21 protein-coding genes and 1 tRNA gene are annotated in these 17943 nt (G+C 44.9%); 7 read left to right on the top strand and 15 right to left on the bottom strand.

The features are described 5' to 3' along the window. Window positions 1-71 precede the first annotated feature (71 nt). The 9 genes from atpC to LRM44_RS02155 are packed head-to-tail and all read right to left on the bottom strand — an operon-like array spanning window position 72 to window position 6667. Window positions 72-497, bottom strand: a complete 426-nt coding sequence (atpC, locus tag LRM44_RS02195; RefSeq protein WP_129632721.1) for an ATP synthase F1 subunit epsilon — start codon at window positions 495-497, stop codon at window positions 72-74. A gap of 2 nt (window positions 498-499) precedes the next feature. After that, window positions 500-1933: a F0F1 ATP synthase subunit beta gene (atpD, locus tag LRM44_RS02190; RefSeq protein ID WP_243803595.1), complete on the bottom strand. Its 1434-nt coding sequence runs from the start codon at window positions 1931-1933 to the stop codon at window positions 500-502. A 14-nt stretch (window positions 1934-1947) separates the two neighbouring features. Then, window positions 1948-2829: an ATP synthase F1 subunit gamma gene (gene atpG / locus LRM44_RS02185; RefSeq protein ID WP_243803594.1), complete on the bottom strand. Its 882-nt coding sequence runs from the start codon at window positions 2827-2829 to the stop codon at window positions 1948-1950. Window positions 2830-2832: 3 nt separating this feature from the next. Then, the gene (atpA, locus tag LRM44_RS02180; RefSeq protein ID WP_243803593.1) at window positions 2833-4359 is read right to left on the bottom strand and encodes a F0F1 ATP synthase subunit alpha; all 1527 of its coding nucleotides are present in this window, start codon (window positions 4357-4359) and stop codon (window positions 2833-2835) included. Window positions 4360-4367: 8 nt separating this feature from the next. Further along, the gene (locus LRM44_RS02175; RefSeq protein ID WP_243803592.1) at window positions 4368-4742 is read right to left on the bottom strand and encodes a F0F1 ATP synthase subunit delta; all 375 of its coding nucleotides are present in this window, start codon (window positions 4740-4742) and stop codon (window positions 4368-4370) included. A gap of 24 nt (window positions 4743-4766) precedes the next feature. Continuing rightward, window positions 4767-5309, bottom strand: a complete 543-nt coding sequence (gene atpF / locus LRM44_RS02170; RefSeq protein ID WP_165000031.1) for a F0F1 ATP synthase subunit B — start codon at window positions 5307-5309, stop codon at window positions 4767-4769. Between the two features lie 15 nt (window positions 5310-5324). Beyond that, window positions 5325-5537, bottom strand: coding sequence for an ATP synthase F0 subunit C (locus tag LRM44_RS02165; protein ID WP_129634899.1), 213 nt, complete (start codon window positions 5535-5537; stop codon window positions 5325-5327). Between the two features lie 36 nt (window positions 5538-5573). Next, window positions 5574-6410 (bottom strand): F0F1 ATP synthase subunit A, encoded by an 837-nt coding sequence (gene atpB / locus LRM44_RS02160; RefSeq protein ID WP_243803591.1) that lies wholly within the window; start codon window positions 6408-6410, stop codon window positions 5574-5576. After that, window positions 6407-6667, bottom strand: a complete 261-nt coding sequence (locus tag LRM44_RS02155; RefSeq protein WP_243803590.1) for a hypothetical protein — start codon at window positions 6665-6667, stop codon at window positions 6407-6409. Before LRM44_RS02155 ends, atpB begins: the two co-directional genes overlap by 4 nt. Before the next feature lie 39 nt (window positions 6668-6706). Here LRM44_RS02155 and LRM44_RS02150 point away from each other — a divergent pair, with 39 nt between their 5' ends. Next, window positions 6707-6931 carry a hypothetical protein gene (locus LRM44_RS02150; RefSeq protein WP_243803589.1) on the top strand — a complete coding sequence of 75 codons (225 nt, stop codon included), beginning with the start codon at window positions 6707-6709 and terminating at the stop codon, window positions 6929-6931. Between the two features lie 48 nt (window positions 6932-6979). Further along, entirely contained in the window at window positions 6980-7267 is a 288-nt protein-coding gene (locus tag LRM44_RS02145; protein ID WP_129632750.1) for a glutaredoxin family protein, read from the top strand. A 50-nt stretch (window positions 7268-7317) separates the two neighbouring features. Here LRM44_RS02145 and LRM44_RS02140 read toward each other — a convergent pair whose 3' ends face one another. After that, window positions 7318-8976 (bottom strand): ABC-F family ATP-binding cassette domain-containing protein, encoded by a 1659-nt coding sequence (locus tag LRM44_RS02140; RefSeq protein ID WP_243803588.1) that lies wholly within the window; start codon window positions 8974-8976, stop codon window positions 7318-7320. An 89-nt stretch (window positions 8977-9065) separates the two neighbouring features. On the opposite strand from LRM44_RS02140, the gene smpB reads away from it, so the two are divergent. Next, window positions 9066-9542 carry an SsrA-binding protein SmpB gene (gene smpB / locus LRM44_RS02135; protein WP_243803587.1) on the top strand — a complete coding sequence of 159 codons (477 nt, stop codon included), beginning with the start codon at window positions 9066-9068 and terminating at the stop codon, window positions 9540-9542. Window positions 9543-9571: 29 nt separating this feature from the next. Here the strand turns inward: smpB and LRM44_RS02130 are convergent, their stop codons facing one another. The 3 genes from LRM44_RS02130 to LRM44_RS02120 are packed head-to-tail and all read right to left on the bottom strand — an operon-like array spanning window position 9572 to window position 12742. Beyond that, window positions 9572-10870, bottom strand: coding sequence for a glycosyltransferase (locus LRM44_RS02130; protein ID WP_243803586.1), 1299 nt, complete (start codon window positions 10868-10870; stop codon window positions 9572-9574). A 19-nt stretch (window positions 10871-10889) separates the two neighbouring features. Then, a complete protein-coding gene (locus LRM44_RS02125) occupies window positions 10890-11912 on the bottom strand; it encodes a glycosyltransferase family 4 protein (protein WP_243803585.1) in 1023 nt (340 codons plus the stop codon). A 20-nt stretch (window positions 11913-11932) separates the two neighbouring features. Next, window positions 11933-12742: an alpha/beta fold hydrolase gene (locus tag LRM44_RS02120; protein WP_243803584.1), complete on the bottom strand. Its 810-nt coding sequence runs from the start codon at window positions 12740-12742 to the stop codon at window positions 11933-11935. 30 nt (window positions 12743-12772) lie between these two features. On the opposite strand from LRM44_RS02120, the gene LRM44_RS02115 reads away from it, so the two are divergent. From LRM44_RS02115 to LRM44_RS02105, 3 genes are all read left to right on the top strand, one after another. Further along, window positions 12773-13573 carry an exodeoxyribonuclease III gene (locus tag LRM44_RS02115; protein WP_243803583.1) on the top strand — a complete coding sequence of 267 codons (801 nt, stop codon included), beginning with the start codon at window positions 12773-12775 and terminating at the stop codon, window positions 13571-13573. Continuing rightward, entirely contained in the window at window positions 13573-14364 is a 792-nt protein-coding gene (locus LRM44_RS02110) for a carbohydrate kinase family protein (RefSeq protein ID WP_243803582.1), read from the top strand. The genes LRM44_RS02115 and LRM44_RS02110 overlap by 1 nt, the downstream gene beginning before the upstream one ends. A 128-nt stretch (window positions 14365-14492) precedes the next feature. Next, complete coding sequence (locus LRM44_RS02105; protein WP_243803581.1) at window positions 14493-14705, top strand: hypothetical protein; 213 nt, start codon at window positions 14493-14495, stop codon at window positions 14703-14705. Window positions 14706-14828: 123 nt separating this feature from the next. Here LRM44_RS02105 and LRM44_RS02100 read toward each other — a convergent pair. Then, window positions 14829-14915 (bottom strand) — tRNA-Leu (locus tag LRM44_RS02100). Between the two features lie 103 nt (window positions 14916-15018). On the opposite strand from LRM44_RS02100, the gene LRM44_RS02095 reads away from it, so the two are divergent. Further along, the gene (locus tag LRM44_RS02095) at window positions 15019-16422 is read left to right on the top strand and encodes a sortase (RefSeq protein ID WP_243803580.1); all 1404 of its coding nucleotides are present in this window, start codon (window positions 15019-15021) and stop codon (window positions 16420-16422) included. A gap of 9 nt (window positions 16423-16431) precedes the next feature. Here LRM44_RS02095 and LRM44_RS02090 read toward each other — a convergent pair whose 3' ends face one another. After that, a complete protein-coding gene (locus LRM44_RS02090) occupies window positions 16432-17928 on the bottom strand; it encodes a PEGA domain-containing protein (protein ID WP_243803579.1) in 1497 nt (498 codons plus the stop codon). Window positions 17929-17943: the final 15 nt, after the last annotated feature.

Below are 17943 nucleotides of genomic sequence, written 5' to 3'. Positions count from 1 at the left end.
ACCGGATTGCGATTATAAAGACAAAATAAGACCTCCTGATAACGGGAGATCTTATTGTCGTACATTAAATCCTAGCGTCGTCGCTTACGTCTATGAAGATCAGCAACCTTCAAGCGCACCATATGACGATCGATAAGCTGCTTGGCTTTCTCGCGCTCAACTTGATCGCCAGCCTCATCACGCGCCTTAATAGCACGCTCCAGAGCCTTCTGAGTTTCCGCCTCGATGATGTCATCACCGTGATCAGCTTCATCAACCAAAATTTGCACCGACGAATAGTCAATTTTTACCACACCACCAGAGATTGCGAAATATTCCAACTGATTATCGGAATCTTCTTTATGTCGACGCACGGTAATTACGCCGTCCCGTGCAATCGTCACTAGCGGCTCATGGCTTGGGAAAACGGAAATTTCGCCGTCAGTAGTCGGAATTGACACCGAATAAACTTCTTCGTCAACCTTAGTACCGACAAGTGTGACTAATGACAATTTCATGACTATTTAGCTTTCTTTTCAGAATGTTTTTTAGCCTCGGCAGATTCAGCTTCAGCGTCGCGAGCAACTTGATCAGCCAGCGTACCCTGGACCATATAGAACCAGTTTTCTGGCTTATCGTCATATTTACCAGCCAAAATGTCGGAAGCGTCGCGAATGGTATCTTCCAATTTAACGTAAACACCTGGATTCCCGGTAAATTTCTCAGCCACATGGAACGGCTGTGCCAAGAATCTCTGAATACGACGAGCGCGGGCAACAATCTGTTTCTGATCGTCCGACAATTCTTCCATACCAAGAATAGCGATGATGTCCTGAAGCTCTTTGTATTGCTGCAAAATTCGCTGAACCTCGCGCGCTACGCGGTAATGCTCTTCGCCGACAATTTCTGGGTCAAGCGAGTTTGAGCTGGAATCCAAAACGTCAACCGCTGGATAAATACCGATTTCCGTCAATGCACGGTTCATCACAATTGTAGCGTCAAGGTGAGCAAAGGTCGTGGCAGGAGCTGGGTCAGTCAAGTCGTCAGCTGGCACATAGACAGCCTGAACAGAGGTAATCGAGCCCTTCTTCGTTGAGGTAATTCGCTCTTGCAAAGCACCCATTTCCTGTTGGAGGTTTGGCTGATAACCAACCGCGCTTGGCAAACGACCGAGCAATGCCGACACCTCAGCACCAGCCTGAGTATAACGATAAATATTGTCGATAAATAGCAAGACATCTTTACCTTCATCGCGGAAAGCCTCAGCCATCGCCAAGCCTGACAACGCCACTCGCAAACGTGCTCCAGGCGGCTCATTCATTTGCCCAAAGACCAGCGAAGTCTTGTCCAAAACACCAGCTTCTTCCATTTCATAGTAAAGGTCGTTACCTTCACGAGTTCGCTCACCAACACCAGCGAAAACAGAGTTTCCAGAGTGGAACTTAGCGATATTGTTAATCAACTCAGTAATAAGAACCGTTTTACCAACACCAGCACCGGCAAACAAGCCAGCTTTTCCACCCTTAGCAAGTGGCGCAATCAAGTCAACAACCTTAATACCAGTTTCCAAGATTTCAGTCTTATTTGACTGCTCAGAAAGCTCTGGAGCAGGGCGGTGAATTGGGGCGGTTTTTCCCTTTGGTTGCGGCTTTTCATCAATCGCCTCACCGACAACATTAAACATTCGTCCTTGGGTTTCTGCGCCGACTGGAACGGAAATTGGAGCGCCAGTCGCAACAACTTCTGCACCACGACTCAATCCATCCGTCGAAGACAGAGCAATTGCTCGAACAGTATGCTCGTCCAAGTGCTGAGCAACCTCCAATACCAAATTCTCATTGCCGTTTTTAACGTGCAACGCGTCGTAAATCGCTGGAAGTTCAACGTCTCGTGGGAATTCCACGTCAACAACCACACCAACGATCTGAATAATTTTACCTAAATCTTTTGCCATCTTTTTCTCCTTTATCATTGTTCCATCGCCTCCACGCCACCAGAAATTTCAGCAAGTTCCTGAGTAATCGCCCCTTGACGAGCTTTATTCATAGCTAGCGTCAAATCGTCAACCAAGTCGCTGGCATTATCCGTAGCATTCTTCATCGCCATCATACGCATAGAATGCTCACTGGCGCGAGCATCAAGCAATGCCTGCAGCAGTCGCGCACCAACCAAACGATACGCCACCGCATCCAAAACTTCTGGAATGCTCGGTTCGTATTTGGCGTCAGAAATCGTGTTAGAAACTTCACTCGGATCAACCAAGATTTTCGTTCCTGCTGGCAATAATCTGTCCAATTCAGCAGTCTGAACCATACTATTGACAAAACGCGTATAGACAAGCGTAACGGCGTCAACTTCGCCATTTTCAAACATATTTACTGCCGTATTCAAAATCGTATGGAACGTCAATCCAGACGGCTGATCTGGCAAATCTTCATACGTACCGATGATTTTCGTATCTTTAAGACGCGTTGCGAATTGCGAAGCTCGCCGACCAATCGTCAAAGTCAAGTTCTCAATTCCGCGCTCGTCATCACGCTTCAATAGCTCCAAATACTTCTTCAAAATATTGGTATTATATGCGCCAGCCAAACCTTTGTCGCTAGCCACCACGATAATCAATCGCTTATTTATCTTTCGCCTAACGAACAGCGGGTGGTTGTCAGTTGCGCCTTGGCTCGCTAAATAAGACAGTAGTTCTTCCGCCGCCATTGTGTACGGCGCAGAAGCCTTATCTGCCTCTTGAGCCCGACGCATTTTACTAGCCGCCACCAATTGCATAGCCTTGGTGATCTGCTTAGTCGAGTCCACCGAACGAATGCGATTTTTCAGCGCGCGAGTGCTCGGCATGAATTACTCCTCAAATCCTTTCGCTATTTCTTTCGTAGCTTCGTCAATCAATTTCAATTGCTCATCCGAAGGCTTGTCGCCCTTGTTTAGTTCACGCATAGCATCTTTAGAGTTTTTCCAGAGATAAGTCAATAGGGCAGACTGCGCATCCTTAATCTTAGAAACTGGAACTTCGTCAAACATACCGCCAGTCACCGCGTGAATACTGACAAATTGCTCCCAAACGCTCATTGGTTGATATTGTGGCTGCTTCAGAAGTTCAGTGAGTCGCTGACCGCGGTCAATTTGAGCCTTTGTTGCGTCGTCAAGGTCTGAGCCAAATTGAGCAAATGACGCCAATTCGCGGAACTGAGAAAGACCAAGCTTCAAGTTTCCGCCGACAGATTTAACGGCTTTCGTCTGAGCTGCGCCACCAACACGAGAAACTGATAGACCGGCTGAGATGGCTGGGCGAATGCCTTGATAGAACAAGTCGGTTTCCAGGAAAATCTGACCGTCGGTAATAGAAATCACGTTGGTCGGAATGTAAGCGGAAATGTCGCCAGCCTGCGTTTCAATAATTGGCAGAGCCGTCAAACTTCCCGCGCCAAGTTCATCAGACAATTTAGCCGAACGCTCCAATAGTCGTGAATGTAAATAGAAGACATCACCTGGATAAGCTTCACGTCCTGGTGGACGGCGCAACAATAGTGACATCTGTCGGTAAGCCACTGCATGCTTGGTCAAATCGTCATAAATCATCAATGCGTGACCGCCGTTATCTCGGAAGTATTCTCCCATGGCAGTACCAGCGTAAGGCGCCAAATAAAGCAGGGAGGCAGCATCGGACGGGCTGGTTGCGACGATGATCGTTTGATCCATCACACCTTCTTCTTTCAGTCGGTCGACCAATCGAGCGATCTTCGATAATTTCTGACCAATCGCCACATAAACGTTCACCACGCCAGTTTTTTGACGAGCCTGGTTGATCATCGTATCGATAGCAATTGCCGTCTTACCAGTCTGGCGGTCACCAATGATAAGCTCACGCTGACCACGACCGATCGGGAACATCGCGTCAATCGACATAATACCAGTCATCAGAGGTTCGTGAACCGACTTACGGCCCATCACACCAATAGCAGGACGCTCAATTAAACCACGTTTCTTCGTTTTAATCGCTGGACCATCGTCAAGAGGTCGACCTAGCGGATCGACCACTCGACCTAATAATTCTTCGCCGACAGGAACGTCTAGCACCGAACCTTTGCGGCGAACGCTGGCACCAGCCTTAACTTTATCTTCACCGCCAAGAATCACCGCGCCAATTTCATCTTCCATCAAGTTCAGGGCAAACGCCTCAACCGTATCGCCGTCAGTTTCAATTTCCAGCACTTCACTATAGCCAGCGCTACTTAGACCATGCACCCAAGCCACGCCATCACCAACGCGAATAACCACGCCAGTATCTTCTAAACCTTCTGTCGCCTCCAGCTGCGCGATTTTTTCCCGCAGGCTTTTGGCTAATTCTGTCACATCAATCTTGCTCATTTTTCCTCCTAGATTTTCTTCGCCCGCAAGTCGTTTAACTTCTTCGAAACAGTTGCGTCCAGTGTTGCGGTCGGCGTCTGTAGCTTAAATCCGCCAATCAACGTCGGGTCAATTGATTCTCTTAGCGACACTTTTGGCTTGCTATTTTTACCGCTCGCCGCAGTCGCCAGAAATTGCTCTATTTTACGCCTTGTGCTGTCATCAAGCGCTCTCGCACTCTCGACCGACGCCACAATCTCACCGTTCTCAGCCAATTCTGCCTCAATATCTCGCACCAACAAATCAACTTCACGTTCGTGCTTTTCGTAAATCAAAAGACCAGCAATTTCTTCCAACACCGCGTCATTGCCAGCTAAAATTTGTTCAGCTGCGTACTTTGCCAACTTTCTCCTGGACACTAATCTCATCTATTCAGCCTCCTCAAGCGCTTCCGAAATCAGCTTTGTATCTTTCTTCGCATCAATTTTCTCGCCCAAAACCTTGCCAGTCGCTTCAGCCACCAACTCTAATGTCGAATTGTGCAGATCTTTCTTAGCGTTTTCAATTTCTTGAGCAATCGTATTATGCGCTTCTTTAATCAAAGCTTCAGATTTGGCAGTCGCTTTTTTAGCCGCTTCTTCAACGACTTCGGTCGCTTCTTCTCGAGCAGACGCCACGATGTCGCTAGCTTGCGCTCGCGCTTTTCGCATCATTTCGGCGGTCATTTCTTCAGCTCGGTCGGCATTTTCCTTGGCAGATTTTGCCGCCGCGTCAGCCGCCTTCAGGTCTTTTTCTCGCTTGACGAGCATTTCCATCATTGGCGGATAGACAAACTTGCGAAGAACAAATAGCAAGATTAAAAATGCTACCGTCTGAAACGCCAACAGCGCCCAATCAATACCTAGCGAATCAAACAAACCAGCTTTTTCCGATGCGCCAGAATTGGCAAATTGTGTTAATATTTTCTCCACAATTTACTCCGAAAACTACATAACTTTGCCGACGATTGCTGCGACGAAACCGATAATAGCAATAGCGTCGATGAATGAAATACCCAAAATCATCATTGTGCGTAGGTCGTTGATTTTTTCTGGGTTACGACCAGCGGCGTTCATAGCTGCTGCGCCAACGATTGCGGCACCGATTGCAGCAAATGCAGCTGGGATTGCGTAGGTAAGTGTGAATGATAATGCTTCCATGGTTAATATTCTCCTTTTAATTAATTATTACCTAATTTAATCACTCTCTGATGTCGCTAATTTATTAGTTTCAGCAGAGGAGTGAACTTCATCAATTGGCTCGTGTGAATCATGGTGAGCCAGCCCCAGGGAAATAAACACAGTTGACAACATAAAGAAAATATACGCCTGAATACCGCCTATAAACAACTCAAAGAAATAGAACGGCTGCAGAGCTACGGGCGACAAAAACTTCGTCATATAAGCGATAATTGCCAAGAGAATTTCGCCAGCCAAAACATTACCAAACAAACGGAAACTCAGCCCCAACATTCGCGAAAACTCTGCCACCAGCTCTAAAATTCCGACAAATGACATAATAGGATCACGCAGTGGGTTAACAAAATATCGCCCCAAATTGCCCTTAAAACCCAAATACTTAAATGCATAAATCTGAGCCGCGACAATCGTTACAATTGCCAAACCGAAAGTCATATTAAGATCTGCCACGCCACCGCGAAACAGAGGAGTGTGATGCTCGCCAATTGTGATTGGACCAACGATCGGCAAAAGCCCCAGCCAGTACTGCGCAACGATAAAGAAAAACAACGTAATACAAAGCGGAGCAACTTTATGCGCCCATTTTTGGTCTGGAATAACTTGGCAAACCGTATTATAAAGTCCGTCGAACGTCCACTGAATTAGCCTTGTGATAAAATTATGTTTCTTTTTACCTAAAACTGCCGCACGAGTACGGAACATTGCCCACACTAGTACGATCAATCCCAAGAATCCCATCAAGTGTGAATTCGTAATAGATATGCCAGCAACATTGAAAACTTCGTCAACCTTTACTGAAATATGCGGACCAGCACTTGCCATATAATTAATCATTTCTTCAACTCCTGCTGTTTAATTTTAGCAATTTGCAAAGCTACGAGAGTCACTGAGATAATCGCGCCAGAAATAATTCCAGCAAGTAACCATCTCATCTTCATTCCGCTGACATTATCCAGCCACAACCCCAACAAAGTCAAGCCAATTGTTGGCAAAAACATTCGCCACATTGTACCAATCATCGTCCTTGCCAAAATCATCATCGCACCAGAATTGCCTGTATCATTAGCCGAAATGTCAGTTTCTTTTACCATTACTTTCCACTATATCAATCTGTTATACTATTTTGCAAGATGCCACGGCGAAATTATTCAAAAAATAGTCAAAAAGCCCCAAAAACATCATTGATGTCAATTTCAGGGTTGGCTAATTGCCAGAAGAAACGTCGCTTCTCAACAGAGATAAAAGCCCGCCAAGCAGCAGAAATCCAAGAATTAGCAAACCCGAATTTGTCGATTGATATATATCACTGCGAATGGTGCAAAAATTGGCATTTGACGTCGAAGAATTCTAAATAGACGTAACCGTTATGCTATAATTGGAAATGTTATTAAATAGGGGAATATATGAGCGAAGACACAACGAACAACCATCAAGACACAAAAGTTGTCGTGTACAACACTAGCTGGTGCGCGTTTTGCCACACGGAAATGGAATGGCTGAAGAAGCTGGGAATTGACTTTGTTTCCAAAGATATCGAGGCTGATCCTGGCGCAAAAGAGGAGCTACTAAATAAAAACGGTGGCAATTTCCAAGGCGTGCCGGTAACGGATATTAACGGAGAATTAGTGCTTGGTTTTGATCGACCGAAACTACAAGATTTGCTACGAAAAAACGGCTTATTGTCTGACTAATTTTCTTAAGAACGATTCAAGATTTTCCGTCAAATTCTGGCGGAAAATTTTTATTCTGCGCCAATTTGCACAACTTTTCCGCCAAGTTTTTCGCGGAAATAATTATCGTGGCTGACGTAAAGAATCGCGCCGGAATATTTGGCCAACGCCGTTTCCAATTCTTCAATACTCGGCAGGTCTAAGTGATTCGTCGGCTCGTCTAAAATCAGCAGTTGTGGGTCATTCGCCAGCATAGCAATAATCTGAAAACGCGCCTTTTGACCGCCAGACAAGCGAGCCAGCGGCGTCATCCGATCAGCGTCCGTGAACAAATAGTCAGCCAAAAGTTGCCGAATTTTCGTATCAGAAATCGACAAATCGCGACTCATATACAATTTTTCAATCGCTTTTTCTAGCGGATCAGACAGATATCGCTCGTCAATTTCTTGCTCATAAACGCCAATTCGAACCTGCGGATCAAGGAAAATATCGCCAGAATAAAGAACAGGACCGCCATCAAAACTCTTGCCCGACGCCAGAATCATCCGAATCAACGTGGTCTTACCAGCGCCATTGCGACCTCTAATTTCAATCGCTTCACCTTCGCGCAAATCAATATTCACGTCCTCAAACAATATCCACTCACCAATCCCAACCGCCACATTTTCCGCTCGAACCAACACGTGTTGACTGCGACTGGAAGCATCTTTCATACTCAGGCGAATATTACGCGACTTGAATTTTCCGTAACGCTCGGCGGATTTATAATCCAATTGACTAGCAGATTCCTTATCAATCCAAAACGTCGGCTTTTCCATTTCTGACAATTCCGCCAGCTCCGCTCGCGCCTCGTTCTCTAGCCGCTTAAATTTCTGAATCGTGCCGGGATTTCGCGACTTTTCCTTAAGCCTTTGATAGTCCAAAACTTTTTGTTTCAGGTTAACAATTCGCTTCTCAATCTGCTCAAAATTATTCATTCCAGCCGTCGTGGCTTGCGCGTTCTGCTTCAAATACGCGTCGTAATTTCCACGATAGCTCACGGCTTGACCGTCCTTAATCTCAACTATTCGATCAACTTGCCCAAGCACATCGCGATCATGCGTAATGATTAGCATCGCTTGATGTGGCTGAGAATTCATCCAGTCAATAAACTGCTGTTTCGCCACATAATCCATGTGGTTGGTCGGCTCGTCAATCAGCGCCAAATGCGCCTCTGAGTGCATAATTTTAACAATTTCCACCAGTCTTTTTTGACCGCCAGACAGGGAAGAAATCTTCCGATCACCAAAACCTGCAAGCTGAAAATTTATCAACTCGCGATCAATTTTCTCTTCAACTTGATAAAATCCTTTTTGGTCAAATCGCTCCAAAGCTTGCGTATATTCCTCAATTTTTCGCATATTGTCGCCCATGGTTAGTGGATATTCATCGATAATTTTCTTTAATTCAGGATATTCCGGAAGTCCACTAAGAATGTACACCATGACCGTTTGCTCACCCAAACCGTGATGCTCCTGGGCGGTAGTTGCAACCGTAATGCCGCGCCGAAAAACAACCTCGCCAGTATAATCAGTGTCTTTTCCGCTCAATATTCCAAACAGCGTCGACTTACCGACGCCGTTGCGTCCAACCACACCGACTTTCTCGCCGTCGTCCACACTAAACTTGACGTCTTTCATCAACGTCTTATCGCCAAAACTTTTTTCAGTAATGTGAATGTCGGCTATCATGCTTGAGATATTGTAACATAAGTCACATTTCAGCCGCACCAAACTAGCCTAAATATACTGTCGCGTTAAGTTTTGCTATAATATAATCCATGTCAAAGCTAAAAGCCAAAAAACCAACTACGCAAAATATCATCAATCGTCGCGCACGGTTTGATTATGAACTTGGCGAAGAAATTGTAGCTGGCTTGGTTTTAACTGGAATGGAAGTGCGAGCCGCCAGAGAAGGTCACGTCCAGCTTAAGGGCTCATTTGTTAGCTTAAGAAACGGCGAATTGTGGCTAAATAACGCCAGCTTTTCGCTGCGATTAAATGTTCGCGGAGAAGCAAATAGCCGTTCAGTCGACACTTCGGCGCGGAAATTATTGGTAAGTAAAAAACAATTGTCCAATTTTACAGAAGCCAAAAAACAGGGAATGACAATCATCCCGACCAAATTATTGACCAACGGAAAATTCATTAAAATTGTAATTGCGCTCGGAAAAGGTAAGAAAAATTACGACAAGCGCCAAACCATCAAGCGCCGCGACCAAGACCGAGAAACCAGGCGACTTATCTCTAATAGATAATCGCATTAACTACGAACTGGGCTCAGAATTTATTGATTTTCGCGCGCGTCAATTAGCTTTTGATAAAGCTTTTCGAGCTTTTTCACTTGACTTCGCTCCGTAAACTTGTTGGCTAATTTTTTACTTTCAGCACTAAATTCTGCTTGCTTCTTCGGGCTTTTTAGAATTGCGATTACTTTTTCTGCGACACTTTCTGGATTATTCTCCGCAAAATATCCATTAACTCCGTCCTTCACGACCTCTGAAACTTCCTTGTCAATAATAACAATCGGCTTTCCAGCGTGAGCGGCTTCATGAAGAACCCAGCCTTGCGTATCTTTAAGCGAAGGAAAAGTAAACACATTCATCACTTTATACGCCACGCCCAAATCTTCTCGTGGCATAGCGCCAGTAAATATAATCCTATCCGCAAAATCCGTCTCGGCTGCCATTTTCTCCAAAGTCTTTCGATATTCAAAATCACCGACAAACAATAGCTTCGATTTCGGACGAGCTTCGGCAATAAACTCGCTAAACGCCTGAATCAAAATTGGCAAATTCTTTTCCTCGCCCAAACGCCCCACAAAGCCAAACACTTCATCTTTTTCATCAAGACCCCATTGCTCGCGAAATTCCGCAACTCGTTTCGCGCTTGCCCGCGGAAGAGCATTCACGCCGTTTGGTATTAAAGTAACATCGTACGCGTAATCTTCAGTCTGCCAAGATTCCAATTGATCACGACTTTTACGCGACAAGGCAATCACCGCATCCGCCTTGCTGTATAAAATAGTAATAACACGCTCAATTATATCTTTATTCCATTTCGTTACACCACTACGCGGACGATAAAGCTTGGCAACTTCCAGCAAATCCTGTCCATTCAATTTTACCGACAATGGAAAAACCACTCCCGCCAACACCAAAACTCCTGGCAAAACCGCAGGATAATGATCGACGAATTCGTACAGATCCGTACAATGTTGGATAATCAAAGGAATATTATTTTTCTTCGCTGCCTTCACGCCCAATAGCCCAATTTGCGACGGCGTAAAAATATGAACAATGTCCAGATGCATATTAGCAATTTGACGCTGCACTACGGGAGGGAAGAATACCGACGTGTCGTAATCATCAAAAAACGCGCCTGTAATTGAACGAAAACGAATTATTCGACTATTTTCATCTTCGTGAAGAAGTTCGGCTTGCTTGGACGGACTAATAGACTTTGCTGGGCAAAAAACATAAACCTCATGCCCCAAAGCTTCCAGCTCGCGCTTTAATGATTCAACAACGTAAACGATACCGTTAATGGACGGCCTGTAGCTGTCCGTAAAAAGTCCTATCCTCATAATGTCCTCATTATACCATTTATATCAGCGATCGATAAAATTCAACCAAGCGCTCGGCGCCAGCACTACTGTCAAAACGTTTGGCAATTTTCTCAGCACCAAGTTGCGCTTTCTTATAGGCTTTCTTATCTTTGCGCAATTTACTGATCAACTCCAAGAACTCATCGTCCGTTTTCGCCATAACAGCGTCGCCCTTAAATGTGTCGTTATATTGCGGAATGTCGCGCAGAATGATCGGCAAGCCAGCGCCAGCCGCCTCCAAGACGCACATAGGATGATTTTCCTGCATAGCTGGCAGAACAAAAACGTCGGCAGCGACATAATAGTCACGAACATTCTCCAGAGGTATCACACCAGTTACAGTGAGATTATTCGGCGCATTTTTTATCATATTTTGCATGGCGTTATAATCTGCACCCAAATTCTTAAACGGAATTCCTCCCACCCAGAAAAACTTCACATCTGGCATTTCTTTGGCAGCTTTTATTAAAATATCCAAACGCTTTCGTGGCTGAACTTGACCATTTCCCATCACTACAAAATCGCTATCTTTCAAGCCAAGCTTCTTCCGAGCCGACTTTTTCTCCGCAGCAGAATGCTTATATCTCGACATATTTATCGTATTGTAAAGAACTTTCGTCTTTGGCACGTGCATATCATTTATCAACTCATCAGCAACCATACCAGAGCAAGCTAAAACCAAATCAGCCTTTTTATAAAAGAATTTCAGCCACGCTCGACCTAAAGGCTTCCAATATTTCGCGCCTTTAATCGAACCGATAAAACTATCCGGCACAATGTGAGCGGAAACAACTTTCTTGCCACTTTTTTTCATCAAATGCCGAAACGAATACAAACCCATAGTCTGGATATGGATAATGTCAGCGGGACGATCAGAATTCACTTCAATATCAATATCTTTTCTTTTACGCAGCGCGTCCGTAATCTCCTTATAAGCCGTATGCACACCATGACCCTGAACAGTGAATTCGCTCTCAGAAATCATATCAACAATTAGTTTTTTATCGTCTTTCTTACTCATATCTACAGTATAGCAAATAATTATTCCGTCAATATCAATTCGGCAACCAGTTCTGGACTATCCAACACCGACAAATGCCCCGTATCAAGCTCCACAAATTTATCAATTTTTACACCATCGGCTGCATTCACAGGAAGCGAAATCTTGTCTCGTCGCCCAACTATCAATCCCGTAAATTCGCGCTCAGAAATAATAATTTTTTTACTCCGAGAAATATCCCGCGCAATTTTCGATTGCTCCAAATATTGCCGCCGCGTTACTCGCGTATTTTTCGTCAGCCACCGTATCAAATCCACGACATTTTTCTGTCTATTATTCACCAAACACAGCCCACGGAACACCGAAAAATAATAGTTCAAATAAATATATTGATTCGCCCGACGAGTGCGATAAAAGAACGACGAGGAAATTCTCGACATAACCGAAGTTTTCATCGGAGGACTGATGTACCAAATTTTCTGGCATTGCATTTTATTTGCCGCCAAACATCCAAGCGAATGAGCAACAACCTCGTCAATTGACACGCCTTTACTGTCAAAAGCCGACATCAAATTCATCGCCCAATTTTCAACGTCGCTCATTTTCATATCTTTTATCAATTGACTTCTGCCGTGAGAAGGCAAGTCAACAAACACCAAATTCGCGTCATTTTTCAGGTGATAAGCCAGCGGAATCATTCCGTGAAAATCGCCACCAATGCCATGAATTAGCAAAATAGTTTTCTTCGAGCCGCCTTGATAAAAATAATAAGCAGTTTTCACGCCTCCGACGTCCATGAAGTCGCTTGATATTTCGCCCAAAAACTTATCGTACATTGGTAGCATATTCATTAAATTATATCATCACGGTATAATAAAATTATGAAGCTTTTCTCTTGGAACGTAAATGGTATTCGCGCGGTCATCAATAAAGGTGAATTCGCGAAGTTCATCGACACGTACAATCCAGATATTTTATGCCTACAAGAAACCAAAGCCACACGAGATCAAGTTGAAATTGACCTGCCGAATTATCACGAGCATTTCTATTCCGCTACCAAAAAAGGCTATTCTGGTACGGCAATTTTCTCAAAAATCCCACCGCTCAATTGGTATAATGGATTTCCACAAAATATAATTGAAAGATTCGACCTAACTGGTGATAAGTATGGCAATCCTGCTGACGAAGGACGAATCATCACCGCCGAGTTTGACGATTTTTGGGTTGTCAATTGCTATACTCCGAATTCAAAGGGTGATTTAAGCCGATTGGATTTACGATATAAAAAATGGGACAAGGCGGTGTTGGCTTATCTGGAAGAGCTGGAATTGTCAAAGCCAGTCCTTTATTGTGGCGATATGAACGTGGCGCATCAAGAAATTGACTTGGCAAATCCAAAACCCAACGTCGGCAAACATGGCTTCACCGACGAAGAACGGGAAGGTTTTCAGAACTATTTGGACGCTGGTTTTACAGACACTTTCCGGGCGGCTTTCCCTGAAAAAACTGGCGCGTACACTTGGTGGACGCATTGGGCGAATGCCAGGGCGCGAAATGTCGGTTGGCGGATTGACTATTGGCTGGCGTCGCGTGAAATTGCAAATCGCGTTACTAATCCGCAAATTCATCCAAAACAAATGGGCAGCGATCATTGTCCGGTGAGTATTGAGGTAAATTTGTAATGGATATGAAATTTTGGCAAAAACAAGAACCAGGGAAGCCACTTTTTCCAGATGTCGAATGGAATAAGCCAGAACGACGCGACCAAGCAGGGAAATTGGGAATTATCGGCGGCAACAAATTAGGCTTTTTGGCGGTGGCAGAAAGTTACCAAGAATCCCTTAAAACTGGCGTGGGCGAGGCTCGCGTTTTACTGCCTGACGCCTTGAAAAAAAATGTTCCCGCGAATATGACCGACGTGTTATTCGCACCGACAAACCAATCAGGAAGCCTGGCAAACGAAGCGCTCACTGAAACTTTGGCGTTGGAAAGATGGGCGGACGTATTGCTATTATGCGGCGACGCTGGACGGAATAGTCAGACGGCAATTGTCTACGAAGAATTGATCAAAAAGTCAGAAATTCCCGTCGTGCTGACGCGAGACGCGATTGACCTTGTACAAAATAGTTTTCAGGAAATTCTGGACAATCCGCACGTGGTTTTCGTAGCAAGTCTGGCGCAAGTTCAGAAAATATTCCGCGCAATTTTTTATCCAAAAATGATTACGTTCAGCATTCAATTATCGCAACTCGTCGAAGCGCTTCACAAATTCACCATCACATATCCCGTAACAATTTGCGTTTTTCATGCCGACAATTTAATAATCGCTCACAGCGGAGAAGTCGTCACCCAAAAATGGGACGCACCAATGGCAATTTGGCGGGGAAACGTCGGCGCCCGCGCCGCAAGCTACTTGATTTGGTCGCCGAAAGCGCCACTGGCAGCAATCAGCACCGCTATTTGCAAAATGTAGCCTCGCATAAATATCCACTTGACATTACGTACAATTAGTTGTATTATAGTAACAAGCTTTCGCCGCGACTTGTCAAGGGCGAAAGTAGCCCTTAGTCGTGAGTGAAGCACTTCTTGAAAGGAAGTGTCATGAAAAAAATCTGGGTCGTATTCATCATGATTATCACGGTTATCGTGATCATCATCATCCCCGCCCTAGCAGGAGTCCTAGTCGGAGCGATAATAGCACTTCTGCTACAAACCGACCTCATCCCCGCAATTCTCATTGGATCACTGGGAGGGGGATTCACTGGATATGCATTCTTGTTGTTGAGTGTAGGGATGCATAGAGGAGGGCAATAAAGCCCGCAGGAAGAAAACAGCTCGCCTGGAAGGCTATAAAGCCTCGGTAGCGCCTTTCTGCGGGCTGTTTTCTTTGCATAAAAAAATCGCCCAAAACGGACGATTATCACCTGAAGCTGCCTCTGGTACCGCGGGCCGGACTTGAACCGGCACGAGCTATTGCTCACCAGATTTTGAGTCTAGCGCGTCTACCAATTCCGCCACCGCGGCACAAGAGAACGCTCCAAGCTACCGTATGATTGTAACACAACTAGCAATTTCTCACAAGCACGACTTTTATTTGATATCAATTTGACGTATAATGAAATAAGTTATGTATCCGACGGATGATCAATCAAACGGTCGAGTGGGCATGCCGGTATCAGATCAGCGCCGATCTCTCACGCCGCCAACTCGCGACTCAGCAGCCTCACGAAATGCCGCTGCTGATGTTATTCGTGGGCAACTTGACGCTATTTATTCCAGAACAGAAGAGCAAAATTCCACACCAGAAAAGCCTCGGACGCAACCATTTTCCGCTCAATTACAACCAAAACCCGAAGTCCGATCAGAACAGCCTAAGACACAAATAGCCGAGCCTCAGCAAGCTTTAACAACACCACAGCCAGAGCCGAAAAAAGACACCGTCAATCACGCTATGAGGACAACGCCAATTGCCCAAACCCAGATTCAGTCAAATCCACAAATTAGCAATTCCGCTTCCGCAAACCAAACCACTCAAACTCAAAATTCAGCCATTCACACTCAAGTTTCAGCCGACCAATGGAAGCAATATCACAGTGCTTGGCAGAAATATTATCAGATGTATTACGAGCGTTACTATGCTGGCGACATTGCGGCAAAAAACCGTGAAATTTCTCGATTGACGAAGGAAAATCAGAATATCACGCCCGTAGTCAGCGCAGACGAGCCTCTGGACCCACAAAAAGCAGCCATAAAAGAACTTCGCAGTCAAATTCAGCAAAAGGTTCGCGACTCCGCAAATAAGGTGAAAAAATCCCGGCATTTTGTTCCGGCGATTGCTGGATTATCGGTGTTATTAGTCTTCATGTTTTTGCAATATAACCGCGTTATTTTCGGCGCGGTCGCAGCTTACACAACACCTGGCGCAATTAACCCGCAAAACATCATCGTTGACGCCTCCACCGACGTAACTGTCGGACCCGAGCCTAGGATTATTATTCCAAAGATTAACGTTGACGCGCCAGTTATTTACGGTGCCGCCAGCGACACGAAATCGCAATCAAAAGCCATGGAGAAGGGAGTAGCTCACTTTTCAATTCCTGGCGCCAGTGCCGTGCCGGGCGAAGTCGGAAATGCCGTATTTGCCGCCCACTCCAGTAACGACGCTTTTGCTGGTGGCGATTATAAATTCGTTTTTGCTCAGAATGAAAAGTTGGTCAAGGGCGATATTATTTACATGAATTACAACGGGAAACGCTATACCTATAAGATAACCTCAACAGAAGTTGTTATGCCGACCGAAGTTTCAAAAGTTCAGATTAACACAGATAAACCAATGCTGACACTTGTAAGTTGCGTGCCTTTAGGAACCGCAGAAAAGCGACTTCTTATCTTCGCAGAACAAATCAGCCCAGACCCAAGCAAAGCCACCGCGACTTCAGAATCCAGCTCAAATCAGCAACAAAGCAACAAATCAAATATCCCAGGAAAACCTGAGCCGACTTTGCTTGAGAAATTATTCGGCGGTCGATAAATTAGCTATTTAATTAAATAGCCCAATCGAACCATTGTCCATATTCATTTTACTCAGGACAATTTTTCCAGAAGCGTTGGTCGTCAATCCATAAACGTATCGCTGGTTCGAGGACAGAACAGAATCCAAACCAGGCTTAACGCTTATCAGCGTATGAGCGTTCGTGCCGTCAAATTCGCGAATCTCCATTTTTCCCGACGCAGAAACGCTACGAATATAGAAGTTGTCAAGCCACTTCACTTCCTGCGCCACGCCGATGTTAAACGCGCTCGACAATTCTTTACGCTCCAAATCGTAAGTCTGCAGTACCGCGCCGTTTTGTGTTACGATAAATCGCCCAGCATTGTCTATCGTTATGTTCGTGATCACATTATCAGTCTTAATAATCTTCGCCGTTTTCAAGAACTCTTTTTGGCGGTCCTTAGAATCCGAAATTTCGCCTCTGTAAATTGTCATATTTTTGCCATCAACCAAGACTACAGTGTCTTTATTGAAATAGCGAGAAGTTCGAATTACTGGGGTAGAATTAGTAGCAAAAGTGCCAATCACAAACGGCTCTTTCCAATCTCGTTTCCAAATTCCTGCCACTTTTTTACCGTCAATAACAGCCAGGTAGGACAAACGATCGTCGCCGTAAAGCTTGAAAGATTCGACGCCAGTCAAAATTGGGCTAGAAATTGTCGAGCTATCAAGGTCAACTCGCCTCAATTCGCCAGTTTCCTGCAAGGCGTAAACCGTGTGCGCGCCAGTTCCCGCAAAGCTGATTTGCTTAATTGCAAAACCAGTCATCGCCGTTACGTCGGTAATTTTCTCTGGATTTTCTCTATCAAAAACCAACCATTGCACGCCCGTAGCATTATTTTCTACCGGATACGAATGCTTCACTAGCGCATAACGAGAATCGCGGTCCCACTCCGACACAGTAAACGTATGATTGTCAGAAGACAGGGAATAGCCAGCCAAAACGCTCGTGCTTAATGCATGCTCCGTGAACTTTTCCTTATCTTTGTTCGTGTCGCGAATGTCGCCAATTGTCAGAATCGGAGTTTTATCCTTAACGCCAAATCCCATCAAGAAATTACCAGCTGGCGACAGAGAAACAGATTGCAATGAGTCAAACGTTTTTACTTCGGTGGTTTCGCGTTTCGTCGGAATCAGTCTGGCGTAATTCAAATTCGTAACGGTATCGGACTTGATATTCAACGTTTTTTGCCACGGTTCGTATTTATCCAATTTCATCGAAAAAGTGTGTTTACCAGGAAGAACGGTGCTTTTCGTCGGAGTGCGGCGCAGCTCCATATCGTCAACATAAACCAGCGCCCCGCCAGGATGTGATTCGTATTGGACAAGTCCAGTTTGTTGCAATTCTTTCGTATTTGGATCAAACGTATAGCCGAGCATCCTAAACGTCAAAAACGTAAGAAGAATTATAAGTGATAATGTCATCAGCGTGTACACAAAGGTCCGCCGCGCGAGCTCTTTAGTGCGATTCTTTTTCTGGTACATAATTACGAAAATTAT

The sequence above is a fragment of the Candidatus Nanosynbacter sp. HMT-352 genome (assembly GCF_022819385.1).
GTDB lineage: Bacteria > Patescibacteriota > Saccharimonadia > Saccharimonadales > Saccharimonadaceae > Nanosynbacter.
Note: the sequence above shows the minus strand (reverse complement) of the source record. Positions and strands in the feature narration are given on the sequence as shown.

Bases quoted from the DNA above. Each gene is read 5' to 3' on its own strand.
- atpC (WP_129632721.1), bottom strand. From the start codon at position 497: ATGAAATTGTCATTAGTCACACTTGTCGGTACTAAGGTTGACGAAGAA.
- atpD (WP_243803595.1), bottom strand. From the start codon at position 1,933: ATGGCAAAAGATTTAGGTAAAATTATTCAGATCGTTGGTGTGGTTGTT.
- atpG (WP_243803594.1), bottom strand. From the start codon at position 2,829: ATGCCGAGCACTCGCGCGCTGAAAAATCGCATTCGTTCGGTGGACTCG.
- atpA (WP_243803593.1), bottom strand. From the start codon at position 4,359: ATGAGCAAGATTGATGTGACAGAATTAGCCAAAAGCCTGCGGGAAAAA.
- LRM44_RS02165 (WP_129634899.1), bottom strand. From the start codon at position 5,537: ATGGAAGCATTATCATTCACACTTACCTACGCAATCCCAGCTGCATTT.
- atpB (WP_243803591.1), bottom strand. From the start codon at position 6,410: ATGATTAATTATATGGCAAGTGCTGGTCCGCATATTTCAGTAAAGGTT.
- LRM44_RS02155 (WP_243803590.1), bottom strand. From the start codon at position 6,667: ATGGTAAAAGAAACTGACATTTCGGCTAATGATACAGGCAATTCTGGT.
- LRM44_RS02150 (WP_243803589.1), top strand. From the start codon at position 6,707: ATGCCACGGCGAAATTATTCAAAAAATAGTCAAAAAGCCCCAAAAACA.
- LRM44_RS02145 (WP_129632750.1), top strand. From the start codon at position 6,980: ATGAGCGAAGACACAACGAACAACCATCAAGACACAAAAGTTGTCGTG.
- LRM44_RS02140 (WP_243803588.1), bottom strand. From the start codon at position 8,976: ATGATAGCCGACATTCACATTACTGAAAAAAGTTTTGGCGATAAGACG.
- smpB (WP_243803587.1), top strand. From the start codon at position 9,066: ATGTCAAAGCTAAAAGCCAAAAAACCAACTACGCAAAATATCATCAAT.
- LRM44_RS02130 (WP_243803586.1), bottom strand. From the start codon at position 10,870: ATGAGGATAGGACTTTTTACGGACAGCTACAGGCCGTCCATTAACGGT.
- LRM44_RS02125 (WP_243803585.1), bottom strand. From the start codon at position 11,912: ATGAGTAAGAAAGACGATAAAAAACTAATTGTTGATATGATTTCTGAG.
- LRM44_RS02120 (WP_243803584.1), bottom strand. From the start codon at position 12,742: ATGAATATGCTACCAATGTACGATAAGTTTTTGGGCGAAATATCAAGC.
- LRM44_RS02115 (WP_243803583.1), top strand. From the start codon at position 12,773: ATGAAGCTTTTCTCTTGGAACGTAAATGGTATTCGCGCGGTCATCAAT.
- LRM44_RS02110 (WP_243803582.1), top strand. From the start codon at position 13,573: ATGGATATGAAATTTTGGCAAAAACAAGAACCAGGGAAGCCACTTTTT.
- LRM44_RS02105 (WP_243803581.1), top strand. From the start codon at position 14,493: ATGAAAAAAATCTGGGTCGTATTCATCATGATTATCACGGTTATCGTG.
- LRM44_RS02095 (WP_243803580.1), top strand. From the start codon at position 15,019: ATGTATCCGACGGATGATCAATCAAACGGTCGAGTGGGCATGCCGGTA.
- LRM44_RS02090 (WP_243803579.1), bottom strand. From the start codon at position 17,928: ATGTACCAGAAAAAGAATCGCACTAAAGAGCTCGCGCGGCGGACCTTT.